The organism is Bradyrhizobium sp. USDA 4452 (assembly GCF_054063575.1).
Genome location: NZ_JBSSGK010000001.1, coordinates 2,138,061 through 2,154,216, shown reverse-complemented (window position 1 = coordinate 2,154,216; position 16,156 = coordinate 2,138,061). Strand labels below are relative to the sequence as shown.

Genomic DNA, 16,156 nt, shown 5'->3' with positions numbered 1-16,156 from the left:
CTTCAATTCGCCGGGTTCACGTTGCCCTGGAAGTCCAGGCTGACCTCGGTTTGTTTGTCGCCTTTCTTGGCCTTGCCTCGCCAGACGCCGCTGTCGTCCTTTTTGAGATCGGACACATCGGAATAGCCGGCGGCCTCGATCCGCGACTTCGCCTGGCCCTCAGTGAAGCTGTTTCGGCCCGCCACCGGTGCAGTCGAGTTGTTTTCGCCCGAACGATTGACGGCGCTGTTGTTCGGGCCGTTCTGCGCCGGCTGTGTTTGCGCCGACACCGATGCTGAGCTCAGCAGAGCTGCCGTGGATATGATAACGAACACTCGCAACATATTTTTTTGTCCTCTGGCTTGGTGATTGCCGAGGGCAAATGAACGACAATTCGATTGGTTGCTAAGTGCGTTAAGCGGTGGCGGATCAGATGGATCGCTTATCGTATGTTAAAGAGCGAGGTCGTTCCCGGTCTGCGTGATCCTCACGATTGCTCTCCCAGCCAGTTGATCGAGGTGCAGGACGGCATTTCCCGGCGTGATCGCGGCGTCCTCAAGATCACCACCACCTCCGGTCAGCCGCCCTCGGCGCTCGGGATGTTGGAGCGCTACGCGGAACTCGATGCTCCCGAGGAGATGCAGCGAACCTTGTACGAGGGACGGGACTGGTGCGCCTCCGTACTACAGAGCCACGCTTCCTATCCCTCGCTGATCTACTTCCGGTCGGTCGGCACCGGCGCCGGCTGGCCAGGCGCGCTGGGCAGCCTCATGGACCCTCGCGCTGATCTTCGAACTTCTGCTTGACGATCCGAAGAGCCGGGCAGCTGCCGTCCTGTTGCGCGACGAGGGACTGCGTCTCGTTCGAGATATTGCTGGGCTGATCGGCCTTGAGCCGAGAAGCGCCCGACCGACGACGTTCGAGGTCGACACTGTCTGCAGGCGGCTTTCTGCGGCCGGATACAGGCTCAAGTCGGGTTACGATGGGGCTTTCCCGGACGGGGGGCGCCCATGTTTGACTCGGCAACTACCGCGCTTTTGCGCGCGGTCCTCGATGAAGTCTGCGAATGCGTCTCGCAGCGCGAGATCGGTGTACGTACCCACGTTGCCTCGAAGATTTTGGAGGCTGCAACCAGGGGCGAGGTTGCTCCGGAAGCTCTCAAGCGGGTCGGTCACGATGCCCTCTCGCACGCGCCAACGATGTGGCGCTGATCCGGAGGAGCGGGCGTGAACTTCCAGGTGACAGTCCTCAAGATCCTGGCGGCTTATCCGGAAGGGTTTGCCGTGATGGAGGACCTCAAGAGGGACATGGCGATTCTGACGACCAGCGGTCGCGATTGGGCAGATCGGACCAGGCGCCTTGCGGCGCGGGTCCCGGATCTCGACATCTGGTCGCAAGGGCTGGTCGAACGCATCAGCGGCGGATGGAGGCTGACTTCCAAGGGGCGGGAAGTGCTGGAGTTCATGGAAGCCCGGCCGATGCCGGAGCCAATCCAAGCGATGGCAATCAGCGAGATCACCGTACCGAATATAGAACAAATGCCGGTTCCTCCGCTGCGGCAGGCGGCCGAGCGTGCCAAGCGGCGGCGCGAGCGCAGAGGACGCCGCCGCGAGGCCCGTGAACGAGCGAGGGCTAACGCCTCAGCTCGGCCAAAAAAATGGCGCAAGGACGAATACATGAGTTCGTTCCGCTCAAAGGTCGGTGGTAGCGCAAAATATCCGAAGCTCAATGAGAGCGGATCGGGTTCCTTTCGAAGGGGCTCTTCGCGGTTAATGGGGCGGTAAGCTATCAGACAATCGCCTCAAAGTTCACCGACACGATCCCCGACAGTCAGGCTTTCACCAAGTCCGCTATGACCCAATATTCCCTCGACGTCTTGCGTCACCGTTATGTCGTCGAGAAAAGGCCACTCGAGGCTAACGTGGAGCAGATCTTGCGCGCCGACAGCCGCGCGGGAGCGCGTGCCATTTTGGCTGCGATCGATAAGCGCCGCTTTGAAAATAGGTCCGAGGGGCAGCGGCTCCGCAAGATGCTTCGCTTCGAGACCTCACTTTGGAAAAGCGGCCATTTTGCCGTGGCAGGCGTGGATGAGGCCGGAATGAGCCCTCTCGCCGGGCCAGTTTCCGCTGCCGCCGTGATCCTGAAACCCGGAACGCGGATAGTCGGGATCGACGACTCGAAGAAGCTCGACGCCGCGGCTCGGGAAGAACTCGCGAAGGAGATCAAGGAAAAAGCAGAGAGTTGGTGTGTAGCGTTCGTCGAGGTCGAGGAGATTGACGCGATCAACATCTATTGGGCAGGCATCCAGGCTATGCAGCGTGCAGTCCGGGGGCTAGCGTTGACGCCGCAGCACTTGCTGATCGATGCGAAGCGGTTGAAGGAAATCGATATCCCTCAGCAGGCCATCATTAAAGGCGACGGCAAGTCCGCCAGCATCGCCGCCGCCTCGATCCTCGCGAAAGTCGAGCGCGACAATGTAATGCGAGCGCTAGACGTGAATCACCCTGGCTACGGATTCGCGGATCATAAGGGCTACCCCGTGCCGGCTCACTATGGAGCACTCGCCAGGCTCGGTGCATGCGCAGCTCACCGGAGATCGTTCGGACCTGTACGAAAAGCTCTGGGGTTGCCGCCCCTGCCGCCGTGGCCTTCGGCATCCGAGCGAGATGCCGGCTGAACCGTACGCTTCGTCTCGGCGGCGTTATTTTCGCGACCACTTCTTCTCGCGAACGACGTCCTTGGCGTTTTTGTCGGACCGGAGGCCGAGGTAGACCGGCTGGCGCAGCTCGCCCTTGCTGGTCCACTCCGCGAACTTCACTTCCGCGACTAACCAAGGGCGGACCCAGGTCGTGACGACGCTCATCCTTCACTTTGTCAGGGAAGGGCGACTTTGCTCTCTTGAGCCTCACGAGCTTGCAGTGAAGCTCTTCGAGAACTTGGTGGCTGAAGCCGGTACCGACGTGGCCGATGTACCGCCAGCCATCGTCTTCGCGCACCGCCAGCACGAGGGCACCGAAGAAATGCCGTGTTCGCCGAGGCGCCGTGAAGCCGGCGATCACTACCTCCTGTCGCTGAGCGGTCTTCACCTTCAGCCAACCGGTGGTCCGGCCTCCGGACGCATACGCGCTATCGGCTCGTTTCGCCATGATGCCTTCAAGGCCTTTCTTTCCGGCCTCCCGCGAAAAACTGTTTGCCGTCGGCTTTTCGGTGCCGGCTGAATGCGATCAGCTTGTGGCGCGGCAGGATGGCCTTCAGCCTTTCCTTGCGTTCGAGGAGAGGAAGCTTTCGGAGGTCTTCGCCATCGACGAACATGAGATCGAAGGCGCAATACAAAGGCTTGGCTTCGTGTTTCAACGCATTCTGTAGCAACTGGAAGTGCGAGTTTCCGTCCTTGCCGATAGCAACGAGCTCGCCGTCGACCACGACATCACCCTTCACGCTCTCCAGGGCCTGTGCGACCTCCACATATGAATGGCTGATGATCTTGACGTTGCGGCTGTACAAGGCCACCCTGCCCCCGCGGATCTCGGCGACCATCCGGAATCCGTCGTACTTGTCCTCAAACACCCAATCGGGATCGTCGAAGGGAGCATCAGTGAGCGTGGCCAGCATCGGTTGCAGACGTTTAGGCAAGGTCGACTTTCGGCTCATTTCGAGGCTGGCCGATCGAGAGTGCTCCCATGGGCTCGGCCGGCCCGAAAAACACTGAACACGCGCGTCCGAACCAAAACGAAAGCTTTCCAAAGCTTCGCGAACCAAGGGATCGTGAGAAGCTTCGGCTTCACGATGACGAAAAGCCGCTCGACCACCAGAAGGCTGAACGCGTAGCACGCCACGATCATCGTCGTCCCGGTGATCCAATGGCCCTCTCCCGCGAACGCTACCGCGACGAGCTTCAGCGGCTCTACGGTAGCTGTCGGGATCGCCAGCAAGAAGAGCGATGGGTAGGGGCCGAGTCCTTCGATCGACCGTCTTAAGCTCATGGCGTGCTCCTCCGGGCAAAAGAACGACGGCAGCCTTCGGATTGTTCCAGGTAACGGAACGTACGTCGCCAGTTCTCGTTTAGAGTGTGCGGGGGCTTGAGAAGGAACAGGGCGCGACCATCTAATACGAAGGAAAGTTCACGAGGCGTCCCGCTTGGAGAACGAGGTGACTGCCTGGCGTAACCCTCCGTTCCAGAGACAAGGGACCGCGATAGGCAAAGTGCATGTGGTCCGTTCTCAAAACGTGTGATCTCGCGGACCGGTCCGACAGCGAACCGAACGTTACCTGTCGCACGGCCCTGACGGCGCTGCCAGAAAGGTTGGACGGTCACACATCGAACGCACAAGCGGCGGATGGAAGATCACACCCGAAGGACGGGTTGTCCTCGAGGTCAAGAAGGCCAGCCCGACGCGTGGAAGACGACCAGTCGCCTATATTCGAGGATACAACCGCGACCTCGCCGGCGCCCATTCCTCCGCTGCGGCAGTTTGCTGGAAAAGCAGACATGCCGGTCAAGGGGATGTGTCGATGCAGCGTACCCTCGATCACGTGGCGCGGCCGTTCGCCGCCGTTCAACACGGCACCAACTATAATGCTTCGCAGACATACAGAGATGTAAACCACCATTGCAGCGAGCGGTCAGACCGCAAGCTCTACGACAATGCCTTCATTGGCACGAAGCAATGTCGGCTCCTGCAAAATCTGCGAAGTCGAATCGAGATATGTCGTCAACAGCAGCGTGCCGCCGTTGCATCCATTGAGATAACGCGGCTCTCCACTGGTGGTCAGGCCGATCAAGACGGCGCGGTCGTTGAGAACGCGCTTAAAACGGAGCACATCGTGCTCGGCGCGGATCGGATGATAGTCGCCTTGCTGCAAACAAGGATGCTGCTGACGAAGCCGGATCAAGTTTCGGTACAGTTGAAGCACGGAGCGTTTGTCGTCGCGCTGTTGTGCCACATTTCGTGCGCCGTTCGATTCCAGAGGCAGCCATGGTTCACCCCTGGTGAAGCCGCCGTTCGGGCTGCCGTCCCAGCGCATTGGCGCACGCTCCGGATCGGGGCCGAGCTCGTAGCCGCCGACAAGCTTCTCGAAGGGATCGCGGAGGCGGTCGGGGGGAATGTGCACCCGTTCGCGGGCGATCTCGTCTCCCATGTAGAAAAATGTCGTGCCCTTCAGCGTGAACAGGAGCATGGCGAGGATGCGAGCTTGGTCCTCGCCGAGCTTGCTTGCGACGCGGTGCTTGTCGTGGCCGCCCGATCACCCAGCACGGCCACGCGTCCTGGGGTAGGGCATTGAGATAGGCATCAATGGTAGCCTGCAGTGACGGCGCATCCCAAGGCGAATCGAGCAGTGCGAAATTCAGCGGCAAGTGCAGGCGAGGAAAGTCGTTGCCATAGAAGTGCCCGATACGGTCGGTCTTGCCCTGCACCTCGCCGCACAGCAGCCGGTCCGGAAACTCGTCGAGCACACTGCGAATGAACTCGGTGCAGCGCATCGTCTGCGGCCGATCGTCGGTGAAGACCGGCTTGTAAGCTGCGGCGGCGGAGTGCTCTCGTTGGCTTCCGGATTTTGCGGATTGTCGCGCAGCATCTCATCCTTGATCAGCACGGCACTGGCGTCGACGCGAAAGCCGTCTACGCCACGCTCCAGCCAGAACTTCATGCCCTCGGCGATGGCTGCCTTCACGGCGTCATTGCGCCAATTCAGATCTGGCTGCTCTTTCAGGAAAAGATGGTAGTAGTATTGCCGGCGGGCCTCGCACCATTCACAGGCGCTGCCGCCGAACAGGCTGCGCCAATTATTCGGCGGACCTCCCGTGACCCCGCCCAGATGTACCAGTCCGCTTTGGCATTGTTGCGGGAACTGCGGCTATCGGCGAACCAAGTGTGCTTGTCCGAAGTGTGATTGGGAACGAGGTCGAGCACGATGCGGATGCCGGCTTCATGGCACGTGCGAACCAGGAGGTCGAATTCGCCAAGGCTGCCGATCGACGGATCAACCGCACAGAAATCGGCGATGTCATAGCCGAGATCGAGGAAAGGGCTCGGATAGATCGGCGTCAGCCACAGTGTGTCGACCCCGAGCCATTGCAGATAATCCAGGCGGGAAGACAAGCCGCGAAGATCGCCCTTGCCATCGCCATCACTGTCCTGGAATGAGTGCGGAACGATCTCGTAGGTGACCGCACCCTTCCACCATCCACTTTTGGAAGTCTCCATCGTCAGACCAGTCAGCTCCGACTTCGATCCGATGTTCGTCAACGGGGCAGATCAACTCGCGTTCCTATCCGAATCGGCAGCGCGATTCCAGCTGGGCTCTGGCGGATGCTCGGCTCGGGGATCACGCTCGTGCAGCAGCCCAGAGAGGTCGTGGCGAAGTGCGCGGTGGCCGCGCACCCCTGTTTCGAAGGCCGTTTCCTCGGTATCGCGCGGCATATCCGTATCCAGTAATATATTGATCTTCTTGGTGGCCCCGGCGGGATTCGGACGTGCAATGACCCCACCCTGCATGACGGCGATGTGGCCGAGCCATGCAGCGCGAAGCCGGCAACGGTCAGCGCTGGGCACGCATCTTCTTCATCCAGTCGCGGCTGCGTGTATCAGTCGGGTAGATGCTGCCGGCGAGCTTCGGGCGAGCTTGCGGGCATGGGCGAACATCTCGAGGCCGTCGACCTCGAAGCTTTCGCTAAATCTGGGGTAGGAACGTTGATTTATCCGGGCTGTTTTCTCTTTCAGTTAATCTATTGGAGAAAAGAGATGACACAGACAGCTCGCGACATCTTCGTTGTCGGATTGAGAAACGCGCACGCGATGGAGATCCAGGCGCGTGAACTGATGGAACGGCAATCGGAGCGGCTGGACGGCTATCCAGAGGTAAAGCAAAAACTTGCCAACCATCTTGAGGAGACGAAGGTACAACTGGCCAGGTTGGAGAAGTGCCTGGAAACGTGCGGGGAAACCACCTCAACGCTGAAGGATGCTACGCAGTCTGTCGCGGCAAACATGATGGCCATGGCTCATTCAATGGCGGGCGATGAGGTCCTAAAGAATACGTTCGCCAACAATGCCTTCGAGCACTTCGAGATAGCCGCCTACAAGTCACTTTTGGCACTTTGCCCCGCAGCCGGCATGGAGGCCGCACGAGCTCCGCTCGAGGCGTCGCTTCGTGAGGAGGAGAGCATGGCTGCCTGGATCGACGCGAATGTCGAAAAGGTCACAATGGACTACGTGGCCCATGAGAAGGCCGCCTAGCAAGTAGCACGCATGAGCGCCGCGACATGCGAGGACCGACCATTTCCCCGATGTCGCGATGCTCGTTCGGGCTATGCTTGATAACCGTGGGGAGGAGAGCCGTATGAACATGAAAGAAGCCGCGGCGATGACGGAAGCCTCGGGGCTACTGGAGCAGGAGGACGGCAGCGGCGAGACTTCCGAGACGCCCCGTCCACACCCCCAGCAGCCTTCGCAGGATGTTACGCTGCGCTGGGCCGAGCAGCTTCGGGAGCTTACCAGGAAGGCGCCGTTGCAGGCGCTCTTAGTCGCCTTCCTGATCGGGATGTGGGTCGCGCGCCGACGCTAACGGAATCCGCGAACCGGCGCCTCATGGCCAGGAAGCTCAGGACATTTCAGACCTCACTGGGTTTCTACGATCTTGCGATCGCGGCCCCATCGATGAAAGCGGCCCTCGACGCATGGGGTGCCGGAAGCAACCTCTTCACCAAGGCCTCACCAAGGCGACGGACGACCCGGATGTTGTGGCAGCAACCATGTCCAACCGGGTGTGGTGCTCAAACGTCCTGCTGGCTCGACCGGGCAATTCGGCGAACATTCAGACCTCCCTTCCGACCTGGACTTGGGTCATACGCCGACCGTCCGGAGAAGCGCCGGTCCAAGCCGCCGAAGCGAGCGGCTCCAAAGATCAGTGAAAAGGCCGCACGCAGGGCCGCCGCCGATTTCGAGAAGGAGCAGAAGCGGCGTGAGGCCAACCGCCGGCGCGAGGACGCCCCAGGCAACGCGATCGCGAGCGGCGCGAGAAGGCGACGGCTAAGGCCGAAACCGCGCTGGAAAAAGCCGAGCGTGGGCATGCAAAAAGGCGGCGGTCCTTCAGGGCGAAGCCGAAGCTATCGAGAAACGCTCGCGGGCTGAGGCCGACAGATGGGAAAAGGAAAACGAGCGGCTGCAAGCCGCACTGCGGCCGGCGCGGGGTTAATATGCCGAGGAGCGTTCGATACTTGTCTTGCGCAACGCGCGAAGCTGAATGCCGCCTTCCAAGCGAACAGCGGGTCGGGCGGGTCGTTTGGCATTCAGTCGTCTTGAAGAGAGTACGAAGCCGGCCGACACAGCGGCCCCGGTAGATTAGGAACGATAAAGGCTGCACGAGAATTACGCGTGTCTTCAACTAAGGAGAACGCCGATGAAATCAACCCTAGCTGCGGCAGCCTTGCTAGTAGTGCTCGGGTCGCCATCGCTTGCGCAAACAACTGCGCCCACCAACAGCTCACAAATGGATGCTGCATCGAGCAAAAACGATCGAAACAGCCCGGCGGATCCCGCCTGGAATAGCTCCCAGAGTCAGGATGCAGACGCAACTCAGAAAATCCGCCAAGATCTTGAGAAGGCGGGCTTCACAGATGTGAAGGTCGTCGCACGTTCGTTCGTCGTGCAGGCGAAATCGAGCGACGGCAATCCGGTCCTCATGACAATCGGGCCGCATGGGATGTCGGTATTTGAGGCTATGAGCGAGGCAAGTAGCAATTCAGGGACCGTGGGCAAGAGTTCTGGGTCGGCGGGTGCGTCCGAGCCGAATCCTCCTGCGTCCCAAACCCAAAACTCAGGCTCTTCGAACAGCCAACAAAACGGATCGCAGCAATAGCTCGCGCTGGGAAGGCACGGCCGGATAGGCACTAGCCCGCTTTGCGCCGAGGCTTGGCCGGAGCTTTCTTCCCCTTAGTGGATTTCGCCGCCGGCGCGGCCTTGCTACTGCTCTGAATGCTCTGCTTCAGGGCGTCCATCAGATTGAAGACGTTGCTCGGCGCGTGCTTCCGCGTCGCTGCAATGGGCTGCCCCTTGCGCTTCTGGTCGAGCAGCTCCTGCAGCGCCTGCTCGTAGTGGTCCTCGAATTTGTCCGGCTCGAAGTGTCCCGACTTCTGCTCGACGATATGCTTGGCCAGATCCAGCATATCCTTGGTGATCTTCACATCCTGGATGTCGTTGAAATATTCGGCTGAATCGCGCACTTCATAGGGGTAGCGCAGCAGCATGCCCATTAGACCTTTGTCGCGCGCCTCTAGCGCGATGACATGCTCGCGGTTGGTCAGCACGACGCGGGCGAGGGCGACCTTGTCGAGCGAGCGGATGGTTTCCGGATGACGGCGTAGGCGTCGTGGCCAACCTTGCCGTCGGGCACGATGTAATAGGGACGGACCAAATAGAGATCATCGATCTCCTTCTTCGGCACGAACTCGTCGATCTCGATCGTGCGCGTGGATTCGAGGGCAATGTTCTCAAGCTCGTCCTTGGTGACCTCGAGGTACTGATCCTTGTCGACCTGATAGCCCTTGATGATGTCTTCGTTGGCGACCTCTTCGCCGGTGTCGGCGTCAACCTTGAGGTAGCGGATCCGATGGCCGGTGTTCTTGTTGATCTGGTTGAAGCTGATCTTGTCGGCTTCAGACGTCGCCGGGAACAGTGCGATCGGGCACGTGACAAGCGATAGCCGTAAAAAGCCCTTCCAGTTGGCGCGCGGGGCCATACTCAAAACTCCACTTGTACCCAATGACCCAAATATAGGCAGAGGCCGCGGGAAGTGGAGTCCGCCCGTCAGCATTCAGGGCAGGTGTCGCCGACGCTGCGCAGCACTTCGTCGATCGCGGCCTGGCTCTGCTCAGGCGTGGTGCCGGGGAAGGGATGGTTCCAGGCCGCCTCGCGGGCCTGGTTCCGTGCCTCTGGATCGGCGCGGTCGATGGCATGGCCGTGGTGTTCGCATTCGCGCACCGCGTGATGCTCGATGAGAGTGCTGAGCGCCCAGCCCTTCAGGGTGCGATAAGCGGGTCGGGAGGCCTGCAGAGGCAGGCGACGTTGTGCATTGCTCTTCATGCCGTGGTCTCGAATCAATCGACACCGCTGGTTATAGCATCTGCGTCAATCGCCGCTCGGCGCAGGCAAGGGTTATGCCCGCTATGCTGGTTAGGAACCAACGCCGGTGAGTCGCAGTTCCCGGATTTGCCACAAAACGAGTGCGGTGGATGAGCGAGGCTAGAATGAGCAAAGAAAGCGAAGAAGCAAACGGCGCGCGGTCGCAAGCAGGACCGGGCACGGGTCGCCGGGGGCAAGACTACGAAGTCAGCTACGAGGCGAAAAAGACCGGGAAGTCTGCCGCCTCTGTGAAGAAGGCGGTCAAGAAGGTCGGCAATAGCCGTAAGCAAGTGGAGCGTCGGCTCGGATCGGCAATGAAGAAGTCGCTAGGCGCGACGCGGTCGAGGTCACGTTAACCTCTGCGAGCGAGGGAGCCGTTAGTATGCGCCTCGGTAGGCGCCCCAGCGTTTAGGATTTTAGTCGCGATCAATCCTATGAACGTCACCCGGCTCCAGATGCAAATCCGCGAACAGTTTCTGCTGCTCTGGCGTCAGTGGAATGTCCAACACGTCCGCAGTCCAGCCCTCTGGGACGGCGGCAAGCACGAGGGTGGTCGCTTGGCTTGGCTTTGCCAGCGCTATCCAAATTTGCGTTCGCCTGTCGTCGCCAGTTACCTCGACGACGGTGAAGGATGTACCGAACGACTGGGCCATTTCGTTCAATACACTAACGCGCCCCTTGTTTCTATTCCGACGCGCCGTCCCCTCGACCGCGATTCACCTTTAAACCTTCATGCAAAGTGCCCAGCGTCTTGGGCGGCTGTAGTCCTGGCGATCTCAGCCACTCATTGATGTGCGAGGCCGTTTCCGCTTGACGGGCGCGTCTAAGATATAACTCGCGCTGGGTGCCTGGAGGCAGTTCTGCTGCAGCTTCTTTGAACCTCGTGGCCTCTTCAGCCAATCGCTCTTCGAATGTCTTGGTATGCTTGGTTCGGTTGCGACGCTTGATCACGCTGCACCTTTCTGTTGGAGAAGGCGGGAGCGCAAAGCGGCGATCTCATCACCGATAGGAGCCACGGGTCGGGCGGTGATGGTCCACGACTAACAAATGGGCAGTTTGGTTGCTATAACGTGCGTTAAGTCATTGAAATTTTTTGAGAACCACTCAAGTTTGGCGAGTTACTCATTTTACTCAGAGCCTCGCAGGCGCATCCGATCAGAAAGGAGCCAGCTCTAATTCGCGCTGCTGCAATACTCCGCCACTCATCCATCAGCTTGCGTCGCTTCTCCAGCGCAGAGAGACGACGTCGTCTTCGCGACCTTGGCAATAGAAGTCGAATTTTGGCATGACCCGAAGGTAGTTATTATGAGCCGGGTTTGCGAGTTGCCAGCCGCTTCGCCAGAGCCTCGGCTTCTTCTTTTGTCAGCTTCTCTGCGAATGCCCCGTCCTTTTCTATCTGGGCTGGTCCTTTGAGTTCGTTGTCGTAGACCATCCAGCCCTTGCCACCTTGCCGAACGAGGAACCGACCCCGCATCGGGCGTCCAATAATTTCCATTGCAAACCACCTGTAAAAACCAGTTCGGTAGCTAGCTCGCAGAATGGTGTACCCGGCATTGAAGTATGTGAATCGCGAGTATGAACTTTAGGCGAACAGGTCTTTGCCTGCCTGGTTCATCCTCACGAAGGTCCCGCTCTCGTGGTATTCGAGCCAGCCTTGGCTGATCGCGTGCTGCAGCCCAGCCAGTATTCGGCCGGCGTCGCCTTGTCCTGGTAGAGCATCGGATAGTTGATCTTCTCGATGTAGATCCTGCCGTCCTGGATTGGCTCGAACGCCCGCGCATGCTCCATGATCCTGCGCGCAGTCTTCTCGGGGTCGGAGTAGGGATTGTCGCCGGCGTATTTCATTCTCACTTGGCTTTAGTTGACGGAAGCAACGAAGCGATTCTCCATTCGCTTTAGTCGTAAAGCCCGGCCCAGTGGTGAACAAGCTTTCCGCATTGCCGGCAAGCAAAGGACCCGGAGGTGTTGGTGTGGGTCGCACTCCGCTCCTGGACCGCTGAATAGAGGATACGGCAGCCGGTACAAGTCAGTCGGCAAACTACGCGCTTGCGCAACTCCAACACCATCACCAATAGGGGCGCCGGTGTGAAAGCGCTTCGTTCACTGACCTGGTCAATGCTTTAGATGGCTCATCTCTTACGTGAATGCGGCCTTGAAGATCAATCCCCGTTCCGTGCGGGGTCGATGGACAGCACCAAGCCGAAGATGCTGAACAGGGTTAGCACGGCAATGCCTGAAAGAGGGCGTCAGGTTTTGTCGGGAGACCCGACGGCGCGCAGCATCTTATCTGCCCTCGTGCCCGGTGGCTCGACCACAAGGCTGTCGAATTCCATCTTGGACGAAGCCTTAATCACGGGATCGGCGGGCAGGCAGTCGTTGGGGGCGTACCACGGCGCCTTTTCAATGGCTCCGCCTTCCAGCGCCTTCGCCATCAATTGGCCGATCTCAGGTCCGGTCAATGGGACGAGACTGCCATCCTCATGCTTGTAGAGCTGGGGGCAGAAATAGAGCGCGTGGATCCGCGGGTCATAGCCGTCCAGAACGAGGAAGTATTCCGGCTTACAAAAAAAGCCTTCGCTTCTTCACCAGCTGCCGGTCCTGCGTAGTGAGGGCAACACGCAGCTTTTCGCGTTCGTGCCCGACGATGGTTGCGGCTTCCAGAAGAATGAGCCAGTCCTTCGTATTCGCGTTGTCCTCATGGATGGAGACTAGAGTTCCTTGCTGTCTACCGAAGATACTCATGCGCTCCATCCGAATTCAGGCCGACATAAGTTCGGGCCGGGCTCCAAGAGATGCGTCCGCCGGCGGGGTCGACGACCGATAGCATCGACGGCCCCGAGCGCCGTCACCGCTTCCTTAAGCGTATGCACGACCAACCCGGAAAGTCCACCGTCGATCGCCTCAGGCACCGACCCGCTTTGAGACCTTAAACAGCCGACAAGAGATCTTCTTTGTCAGGTCCGCGCATCACAATCTTCAGTGCGTCGTCGCCCAATGGCCGCTGCAACGCTTTCGCTTCATCCCACGGCGCCCGCATCCAGACGTCCCGTTCTTCCTCGGTGGTCAGGATCACAGGCATAGCCTTGGGGTGGATGGGCTCGACGATCGCATTCGGCATGGTGGTGAGAAATCCATAGACGAGGTGAGGGCCGGGGATGGGCTTGGACTTCGTGCCCCGCTCGCCCTTGAACTCGGTCCAGATGCCAGCGAACGAGGTGAGCGGCCGGTCATCGCTGAGCGCGAACCACACCACGTCCTTTTTCTTGGTCTCCGGGTTTGGCTCCGGCGCGTACTCGGCGAAGCTGTTGAATGGCGCGAGGCATCGGTTCTCGGGCTTGAGCCAGCCTCGCCAGTGCGGCGACAACGTGTTGCGGATGTTGGTGACGGCCGGGCCGCCCGTGCGCGGCGGAGAGGGCATGCCCCACCGCATCAGGACCATCTCGCGCTCGTCACCAGCGTTGCGGATGACCGGGGCAGGGTAGTCGGGAAACACTCCCGGCATAGGCGCAAGGTTGCCGACAAAGCGGTTGACGACGCGGAACAAATTCAGGATGGCGGCTTGGTTGGTCGTGATCGAGTAGAGATTACACATGAGAACGACAGTATCAGGTTAGGGCCGTTCTGGCTTGCCGGTTATGTTCTGAAAGCACCGAGGCAGCCGAGGCACCTCGCCATCATCCGGCTTGTTGCAGGCCGAGCAGGCGCGCCAGCGCCGCCGCAGGTGCAGGCATGTGGTCCGGTCCGAGGCTGGTCATGGTGACGCTCGCGCACCCAGCCGGTATCGTCGCAGAGGATGCAGGCCGGCTCACTCATAAGTCCTCCCTGACACCGCGGAAGAATGGATGCCGCACCTTGCCCTCGGCTGATTTCGCGCGGTACTCGATCTCGGCAAGGATCTTTGGCTCGACCCAGATTCCCTTGTGCCGGATACGCTTGGTGTAGGGCTGCGTCTTGCGGATCAGCGGGGTTAAGCGCTTACGCAAATCAGCGGCCGATGCCTTGTCGAAGCCGTGGTCGACCTTGCCGGCATAGAGCAGTGCGTCGCCCTCGCGCCGGCCGACATAGATGCCATCCCAATCATTGCCGTCGATAGCAAAGCCGGCGATGGTCAGTGTCTCGCGCTGGGCGCACGTCTTCTTGACCCAGTCGCGGCTGCGGGTGCCGGTCGGGTAGGGGCTGTCGGCGACCTTCGATACGACGCCCTCATATCCGAGCTTGCAGGCGTGGGCGAGCATCTCGGGGCCGTCGACCTCGAAGCTTTCGCTGAACTGGATGTTGGTGCTAGCAATGAGCTTCTTCAGCACGGCCTTGCGTTCCTTCAGCGGCAGCTTCCGGAGATCCCGACCGTTGAGATAGAGCAGATCGAAGGCCACCAGCACGATCCTGGTCGAGTGGCCGCGCAACTCGTTCTGCAACACCGAGAAATCGGCGGTGCCATCTGCAGCCGGAACGACGATCTCACCGTCGATGATCGCCGAGGCGGCCGAGATGTGCCAGGCATCTTCGGCGACCTTCTTGTAGCGCTTGGTCCAGTCGTGGCCGCGGCGGGTGAAGATCTTCACTTCCTCGTTGGCGAGGTGGACCTGGACGCGGTAGCCATCGAACTTGATCTCGTGGATCCAACGGGTACCGCGCGGCACCCTGTCGATCGGCGTCGCCAGCGCAGGCGAGATGAAGCCGGGGAAGAGCGCCTTCGCTCCGATCGTCTCGGGCTTCCTCCGCTGAACCGCCACAACGGAACTCCACAAACGATGAGCTGATCCAAACTGTCACAGTCGGAATCGTTCCGGTCCGCAATTGGAACTGGCGATCTTACCTTGCGTTTTGCCAGAACGACAGCGAAGCGGCTCACCGCGAAGCCGACGCGGAGGTCCGCCTGGCCCTGCCAATAAGGAGAGCCGCATGGACATAAAAGAAACCTCGGCCATGACGGAAGCTTCTGGGCTAATCGAGGAGCAGGACGGCAGCAGTCGGACTTTCGAAACGCCCGGTCGCCAGCCGCGGCAGCCTTCGCAGGACGTTGCTCTGCGCTGGGCCGAGCGCTTGCGTGAGGTTGCCGTGAAAGCGCCCCTGCAGTCGCTCTTCGTCGCCTTCCTGATCGGGATCTGGGTCGCCCGGCGGCGCTAACCGAATCAGCCAACCGGCATGCCTCATGGCCAGAAGCTCATAACGTTTCTGAGCCCATGGCTCTCAGCAGCTGCATTGCTGACCAATTGATAGGATTCAGGACGTGCGCGAGATGGTCAATCCACGGTACGTTCTGGTCGGCGGGCGCACGCATCGCACGTCCCGCATAAATGGTCCCGACGCTCTTTGGCGGCGGGACCAAAATTCGGGTCAACGTAGCACTACATCGATTTCTTATGGCGCTTATGAGAACTGCTCTTCATTCCCGTTCCGCTCTTCATCCCACCCTTTTCGGCAGTGTCATTGGCCGTTGCGCCAGGATTTGCCGACGACGGGCTGCTTGAAGCGCCCTGACCGCTCTTCTGAGAGGGCGAGTTGCCACCCCCACCGCCACCGCCGCCTCCACCTTGAGCGAACGCGGCTGCAATCGATCCAAAGATAAACGCCGTCGCCAAAACCACTTTCGTGATTTTCATGGGTATTCCTCCGAATGTGCCCCATCCGGCAAGCCAATCGGGTCCGAGTCGTTCCTAAAAGGGGCGGTGAAGGGAGCGCAGCACGCGGCGCAGCTAATAGCTGCCAGGTGAGGCCAAGGAGGCTCGTCCGTGCGGTTTTGACGACGACGTGAGCTGCTCCTGCATGCGCTTGCTGGGGCCTCAGCAGTTGCTCGACGCGCCGCCGGGTACTTGGGAGGCACCGCTAGTGCGGCGCCCCCTTAGCGCTCTGGAACGGACCGGATGCAGATGGAGTGCGAACGACTATCTCGAGAGGGCGAACACTACCGTGGGGCCAAAGAGACCGCAGATGACTTGTTCACACGCTATTTTGTTGAGCGGATGGGGCACAATTATCCCGTCCTTGCGGCTAGCGACGCGGCCCTCGCGGCTTCCCAAGAAGTGGAAGCGGAATCGAACGATCGGCGCGACCAG

The 16,156-nt window shown here is 60.1% G+C and carries 19 protein-coding genes and 5 pseudogenes; 9 read left to right on the top strand and 15 right to left on the bottom strand.

Annotated features, from left to right (window positions below; translation table 11 throughout):
* Nucleotides 1-2 precede the first annotated feature (2 nt).
* Nucleotides 3-323 carry a hypothetical protein gene (locus ACVISU_RS10210; RefSeq protein ID WP_456706855.1) on the bottom strand — a complete coding sequence of 107 codons (321 nt, stop codon included), beginning with the start codon at nucleotides 321-323 and terminating at the stop codon, nucleotides 3-5.
* A gap of 105 nt (nucleotides 324-428) precedes the next feature.
* Here ACVISU_RS10210 and ACVISU_RS10205 point away from each other — a divergent pair, with 105 nt between their 5' ends.
* The 4 genes and pseudogenes from ACVISU_RS10205 to ACVISU_RS10190 all read left to right on the top strand — a co-directional run bounded on the left by ACVISU_RS10205 (nucleotide 429) and on the right by ACVISU_RS10190 (nucleotide 2,656).
* Nucleotides 429-785 carry a hypothetical protein gene (locus tag ACVISU_RS10205; protein ID WP_456706854.1) on the top strand — a complete coding sequence of 119 codons (357 nt, stop codon included), beginning with the start codon at nucleotides 429-431 and terminating at the stop codon, nucleotides 783-785.
* A gap of 204 nt (nucleotides 786-989) precedes the next feature.
* Nucleotides 990-1,190: a hypothetical protein gene (locus tag ACVISU_RS10200; RefSeq protein WP_456706853.1), complete on the top strand. Its 201-nt coding sequence runs from the start codon at nucleotides 990-992 to the stop codon at nucleotides 1,188-1,190.
* 15 nt (nucleotides 1,191-1,205) lie between these two features.
* Nucleotides 1,206-1,622: pseudogene (locus ACVISU_RS10195) on the top strand (hypothetical protein); the annotation flags it as partial.
* 209 nt (nucleotides 1,623-1,831) lie between these two features.
* Nucleotides 1,832-2,656: a ribonuclease HII gene (locus tag ACVISU_RS10190; RefSeq protein WP_456706852.1), complete on the top strand. Its 825-nt coding sequence runs from the start codon at nucleotides 1,832-1,834 to the stop codon at nucleotides 2,654-2,656.
* A 24-nt stretch (nucleotides 2,657-2,680) separates the two neighbouring features.
* Here the strand turns inward: ACVISU_RS10190 and ACVISU_RS10185 are convergent, their stop codons facing one another.
* From ACVISU_RS10185 to ACVISU_RS10170, 4 genes and pseudogenes are all read right to left on the bottom strand, one after another.
* Nucleotides 2,681-2,842 carry an ATP dependent DNA ligase gene (locus ACVISU_RS10185; RefSeq protein WP_456706851.1) on the bottom strand — a complete coding sequence of 54 codons (162 nt, stop codon included), beginning with the start codon at nucleotides 2,840-2,842 and terminating at the stop codon, nucleotides 2,681-2,683.
* Nucleotides 2,843-2,894: 52 nt separating this feature from the next.
* Nucleotides 2,895-3,591, bottom strand: a pseudogene (locus tag ACVISU_RS10180) (ATP-dependent DNA ligase); the annotation flags it as partial.
* Nucleotides 3,592-4,602: 1,011 nt separating this feature from the next.
* On the bottom strand, nucleotides 4,603-5,157 hold the full coding sequence (locus tag ACVISU_RS10175) for an alpha-amylase family glycosyl hydrolase (RefSeq protein WP_456706850.1): 555 nt from the start codon (nucleotides 5,155-5,157) through the stop codon (nucleotides 4,603-4,605).
* 168 nt (nucleotides 5,158-5,325) lie between these two features.
* Nucleotides 5,326-6,185, bottom strand: a pseudogene (locus ACVISU_RS10170) (alpha-amylase family glycosyl hydrolase).
* 537 nt (nucleotides 6,186-6,722) lie between these two features.
* Here ACVISU_RS10170 and ACVISU_RS10165 point away from each other — a divergent pair.
* The 3 genes from ACVISU_RS10165 (at nucleotide 6,723) to ACVISU_RS10155 (ending at nucleotide 8,838) form a co-directional block, all read left to right on the top strand.
* Nucleotides 6,723-7,217 (top strand): ferritin-like domain-containing protein, encoded by a 495-nt coding sequence (locus tag ACVISU_RS10165; protein WP_456710794.1) that lies wholly within the window; start codon nucleotides 6,723-6,725, stop codon nucleotides 7,215-7,217.
* 103 nt (nucleotides 7,218-7,320) lie between these two features.
* Nucleotides 7,321-7,545, top strand: coding sequence for a hypothetical protein (locus ACVISU_RS10160; RefSeq protein WP_456706849.1), 225 nt, complete (start codon nucleotides 7,321-7,323; stop codon nucleotides 7,543-7,545).
* Between the two features lie 834 nt (nucleotides 7,546-8,379).
* Nucleotides 8,380-8,838 carry a hypothetical protein gene (locus tag ACVISU_RS10155; protein ID WP_456706848.1) on the top strand — a complete coding sequence of 153 codons (459 nt, stop codon included), beginning with the start codon at nucleotides 8,380-8,382 and terminating at the stop codon, nucleotides 8,836-8,838.
* Between the two features lie 31 nt (nucleotides 8,839-8,869).
* On the opposite strand, the pseudogene ku reads toward ACVISU_RS10155, so the two are convergent.
* Nucleotides 8,870-9,717 (bottom strand): annotated as a pseudogene (ku, locus tag ACVISU_RS10150) (non-homologous end joining protein Ku).
* Nucleotides 9,718-9,785: 68 nt separating this feature from the next.
* Nucleotides 9,786-10,061, bottom strand: coding sequence for a hypothetical protein (locus ACVISU_RS10145; RefSeq protein WP_456706847.1), 276 nt, complete (start codon nucleotides 10,059-10,061; stop codon nucleotides 9,786-9,788).
* A gap of 177 nt (nucleotides 10,062-10,238) precedes the next feature.
* Here ACVISU_RS10145 and ACVISU_RS10140 point away from each other — a divergent pair.
* Nucleotides 10,239-10,456 (top strand): annotated as a pseudogene (locus ACVISU_RS10140) (DUF3606 domain-containing protein); the annotation flags it as partial.
* Nucleotides 10,457-10,516: 60 nt separating this feature from the next.
* On the opposite strand, the gene ACVISU_RS10135 reads toward ACVISU_RS10140, so the two are convergent.
* The 7 genes from ACVISU_RS10135 to ligD all read right to left on the bottom strand — a co-directional run bounded on the left by ACVISU_RS10135 (nucleotide 10,517) and on the right by ligD (nucleotide 14,833).
* Nucleotides 10,517-10,753, bottom strand: a complete 237-nt coding sequence (locus tag ACVISU_RS10135) for a hypothetical protein (protein WP_456706846.1) — start codon at nucleotides 10,751-10,753, stop codon at nucleotides 10,517-10,519.
* 650 nt (nucleotides 10,754-11,403) lie between these two features.
* Nucleotides 11,404-11,595 (bottom strand): hypothetical protein, encoded by a 192-nt coding sequence (locus ACVISU_RS10130; protein ID WP_456706845.1) that lies wholly within the window; start codon nucleotides 11,593-11,595, stop codon nucleotides 11,404-11,406.
* Nucleotides 11,596-11,717: 122 nt separating this feature from the next.
* Entirely contained in the window at nucleotides 11,718-11,945 is a 228-nt protein-coding gene (locus ACVISU_RS10125) for a hypothetical protein (protein ID WP_456706844.1), read from the bottom strand.
* Nucleotides 11,946-12,346: 401 nt separating this feature from the next.
* Complete coding sequence (locus ACVISU_RS10120; RefSeq protein ID WP_456706843.1) at nucleotides 12,347-12,532, bottom strand: hypothetical protein; 186 nt, start codon at nucleotides 12,530-12,532, stop codon at nucleotides 12,347-12,349.
* A 127-nt stretch (nucleotides 12,533-12,659) separates the two neighbouring features.
* Nucleotides 12,660-12,842 (bottom strand): hypothetical protein, encoded by a 183-nt coding sequence (locus tag ACVISU_RS10115; RefSeq protein ID WP_456706842.1) that lies wholly within the window; start codon nucleotides 12,840-12,842, stop codon nucleotides 12,660-12,662.
* Between the two features lie 184 nt (nucleotides 12,843-13,026).
* The gene (locus ACVISU_RS10110; RefSeq protein WP_456706841.1) at nucleotides 13,027-13,692 is read right to left on the bottom strand and encodes an SOS response-associated peptidase; all 666 of its coding nucleotides are present in this window, start codon (nucleotides 13,690-13,692) and stop codon (nucleotides 13,027-13,029) included.
* A gap of 217 nt (nucleotides 13,693-13,909) precedes the next feature.
* The gene (gene ligD / locus ACVISU_RS10105) at nucleotides 13,910-14,833 is read right to left on the bottom strand and encodes a non-homologous end-joining DNA ligase (RefSeq protein WP_456706840.1); all 924 of its coding nucleotides are present in this window, start codon (nucleotides 14,831-14,833) and stop codon (nucleotides 13,910-13,912) included.
* Between the two features lie 169 nt (nucleotides 14,834-15,002).
* Between ligD and ACVISU_RS10100 the strand changes: the two genes are divergently transcribed.
* Nucleotides 15,003-15,227: a hypothetical protein gene (locus ACVISU_RS10100; RefSeq protein ID WP_456706839.1), complete on the top strand. Its 225-nt coding sequence runs from the start codon at nucleotides 15,003-15,005 to the stop codon at nucleotides 15,225-15,227.
* Nucleotides 15,228-15,448: 221 nt separating this feature from the next.
* Here the strand turns inward: ACVISU_RS10100 and ACVISU_RS10095 are convergent, their stop codons facing one another.
* The gene (locus ACVISU_RS10095; RefSeq protein WP_456706838.1) at nucleotides 15,449-15,703 is read right to left on the bottom strand and encodes a hypothetical protein; all 255 of its coding nucleotides are present in this window, start codon (nucleotides 15,701-15,703) and stop codon (nucleotides 15,449-15,451) included.
* Nucleotides 15,704-16,156 lie beyond the last annotated feature (453 nt).

Bases quoted from the DNA above. Each gene is read 5' to 3' on its own strand.
- ACVISU_RS10210 (WP_456706855.1), bottom strand. From the start codon at position 323: ATGTTGCGAGTGTTCGTTATCATATCCACGGCAGCTCTGCTGAGCTCA.
- ACVISU_RS10205 (WP_456706854.1), top strand. From the start codon at position 429: ATGTTAAAGAGCGAGGTCGTTCCCGGTCTGCGTGATCCTCACGATTGC.
- ACVISU_RS10200 (WP_456706853.1), top strand. From the start codon at position 990: ATGTTTGACTCGGCAACTACCGCGCTTTTGCGCGCGGTCCTCGATGAA.
- ACVISU_RS10190 (WP_456706852.1), top strand. From the start codon at position 1,832: ATGACCCAATATTCCCTCGACGTCTTGCGTCACCGTTATGTCGTCGAG.
- ACVISU_RS10185 (WP_456706851.1), bottom strand. From the start codon at position 2,842: ATGAGCGTCGTCACGACCTGGGTCCGCCCTTGGTTAGTCGCGGAAGTG.
- ACVISU_RS10175 (WP_456706850.1), bottom strand. From the start codon at position 5,157: ATGCTCCTGTTCACGCTGAAGGGCACGACATTTTTCTACATGGGAGAC.
- ACVISU_RS10165 (WP_456710794.1), top strand. From the start codon at position 6,723: ATGACACAGACAGCTCGCGACATCTTCGTTGTCGGATTGAGAAACGCG.
- ACVISU_RS10160 (WP_456706849.1), top strand. From the start codon at position 7,321: ATGAACATGAAAGAAGCCGCGGCGATGACGGAAGCCTCGGGGCTACTG.
- ACVISU_RS10155 (WP_456706848.1), top strand. From the start codon at position 8,380: ATGAAATCAACCCTAGCTGCGGCAGCCTTGCTAGTAGTGCTCGGGTCG.
- ACVISU_RS10145 (WP_456706847.1), bottom strand. From the start codon at position 10,061: ATGAAGAGCAATGCACAACGTCGCCTGCCTCTGCAGGCCTCCCGACCC.
- ACVISU_RS10135 (WP_456706846.1), bottom strand. From the start codon at position 10,753: ATGGCCCAGTCGTTCGGTACATCCTTCACCGTCGTCGAGGTAACTGGC.
- ACVISU_RS10130 (WP_456706845.1), bottom strand. From the start codon at position 11,595: ATGGAAATTATTGGACGCCCGATGCGGGGTCGGTTCCTCGTTCGGCAA.
- ACVISU_RS10125 (WP_456706844.1), bottom strand. From the start codon at position 11,945: ATGAAATACGCCGGCGACAATCCCTACTCCGACCCCGAGAAGACTGCG.
- ACVISU_RS10120 (WP_456706843.1), bottom strand. From the start codon at position 12,532: ATGGCGAAGGCGCTGGAAGGCGGAGCCATTGAAAAGGCGCCGTGGTAC.
- ACVISU_RS10115 (WP_456706842.1), bottom strand. From the start codon at position 12,842: ATGAGTATCTTCGGTAGACAGCAAGGAACTCTAGTCTCCATCCATGAG.
- ACVISU_RS10110 (WP_456706841.1), bottom strand. From the start codon at position 13,692: ATGTGTAATCTCTACTCGATCACGACCAACCAAGCCGCCATCCTGAAT.
- ACVISU_RS10100 (WP_456706839.1), top strand. From the start codon at position 15,003: ATGGACATAAAAGAAACCTCGGCCATGACGGAAGCTTCTGGGCTAATC.
- ACVISU_RS10095 (WP_456706838.1), bottom strand. From the start codon at position 15,703: ATGAAAATCACGAAAGTGGTTTTGGCGACGGCGTTTATCTTTGGATCG.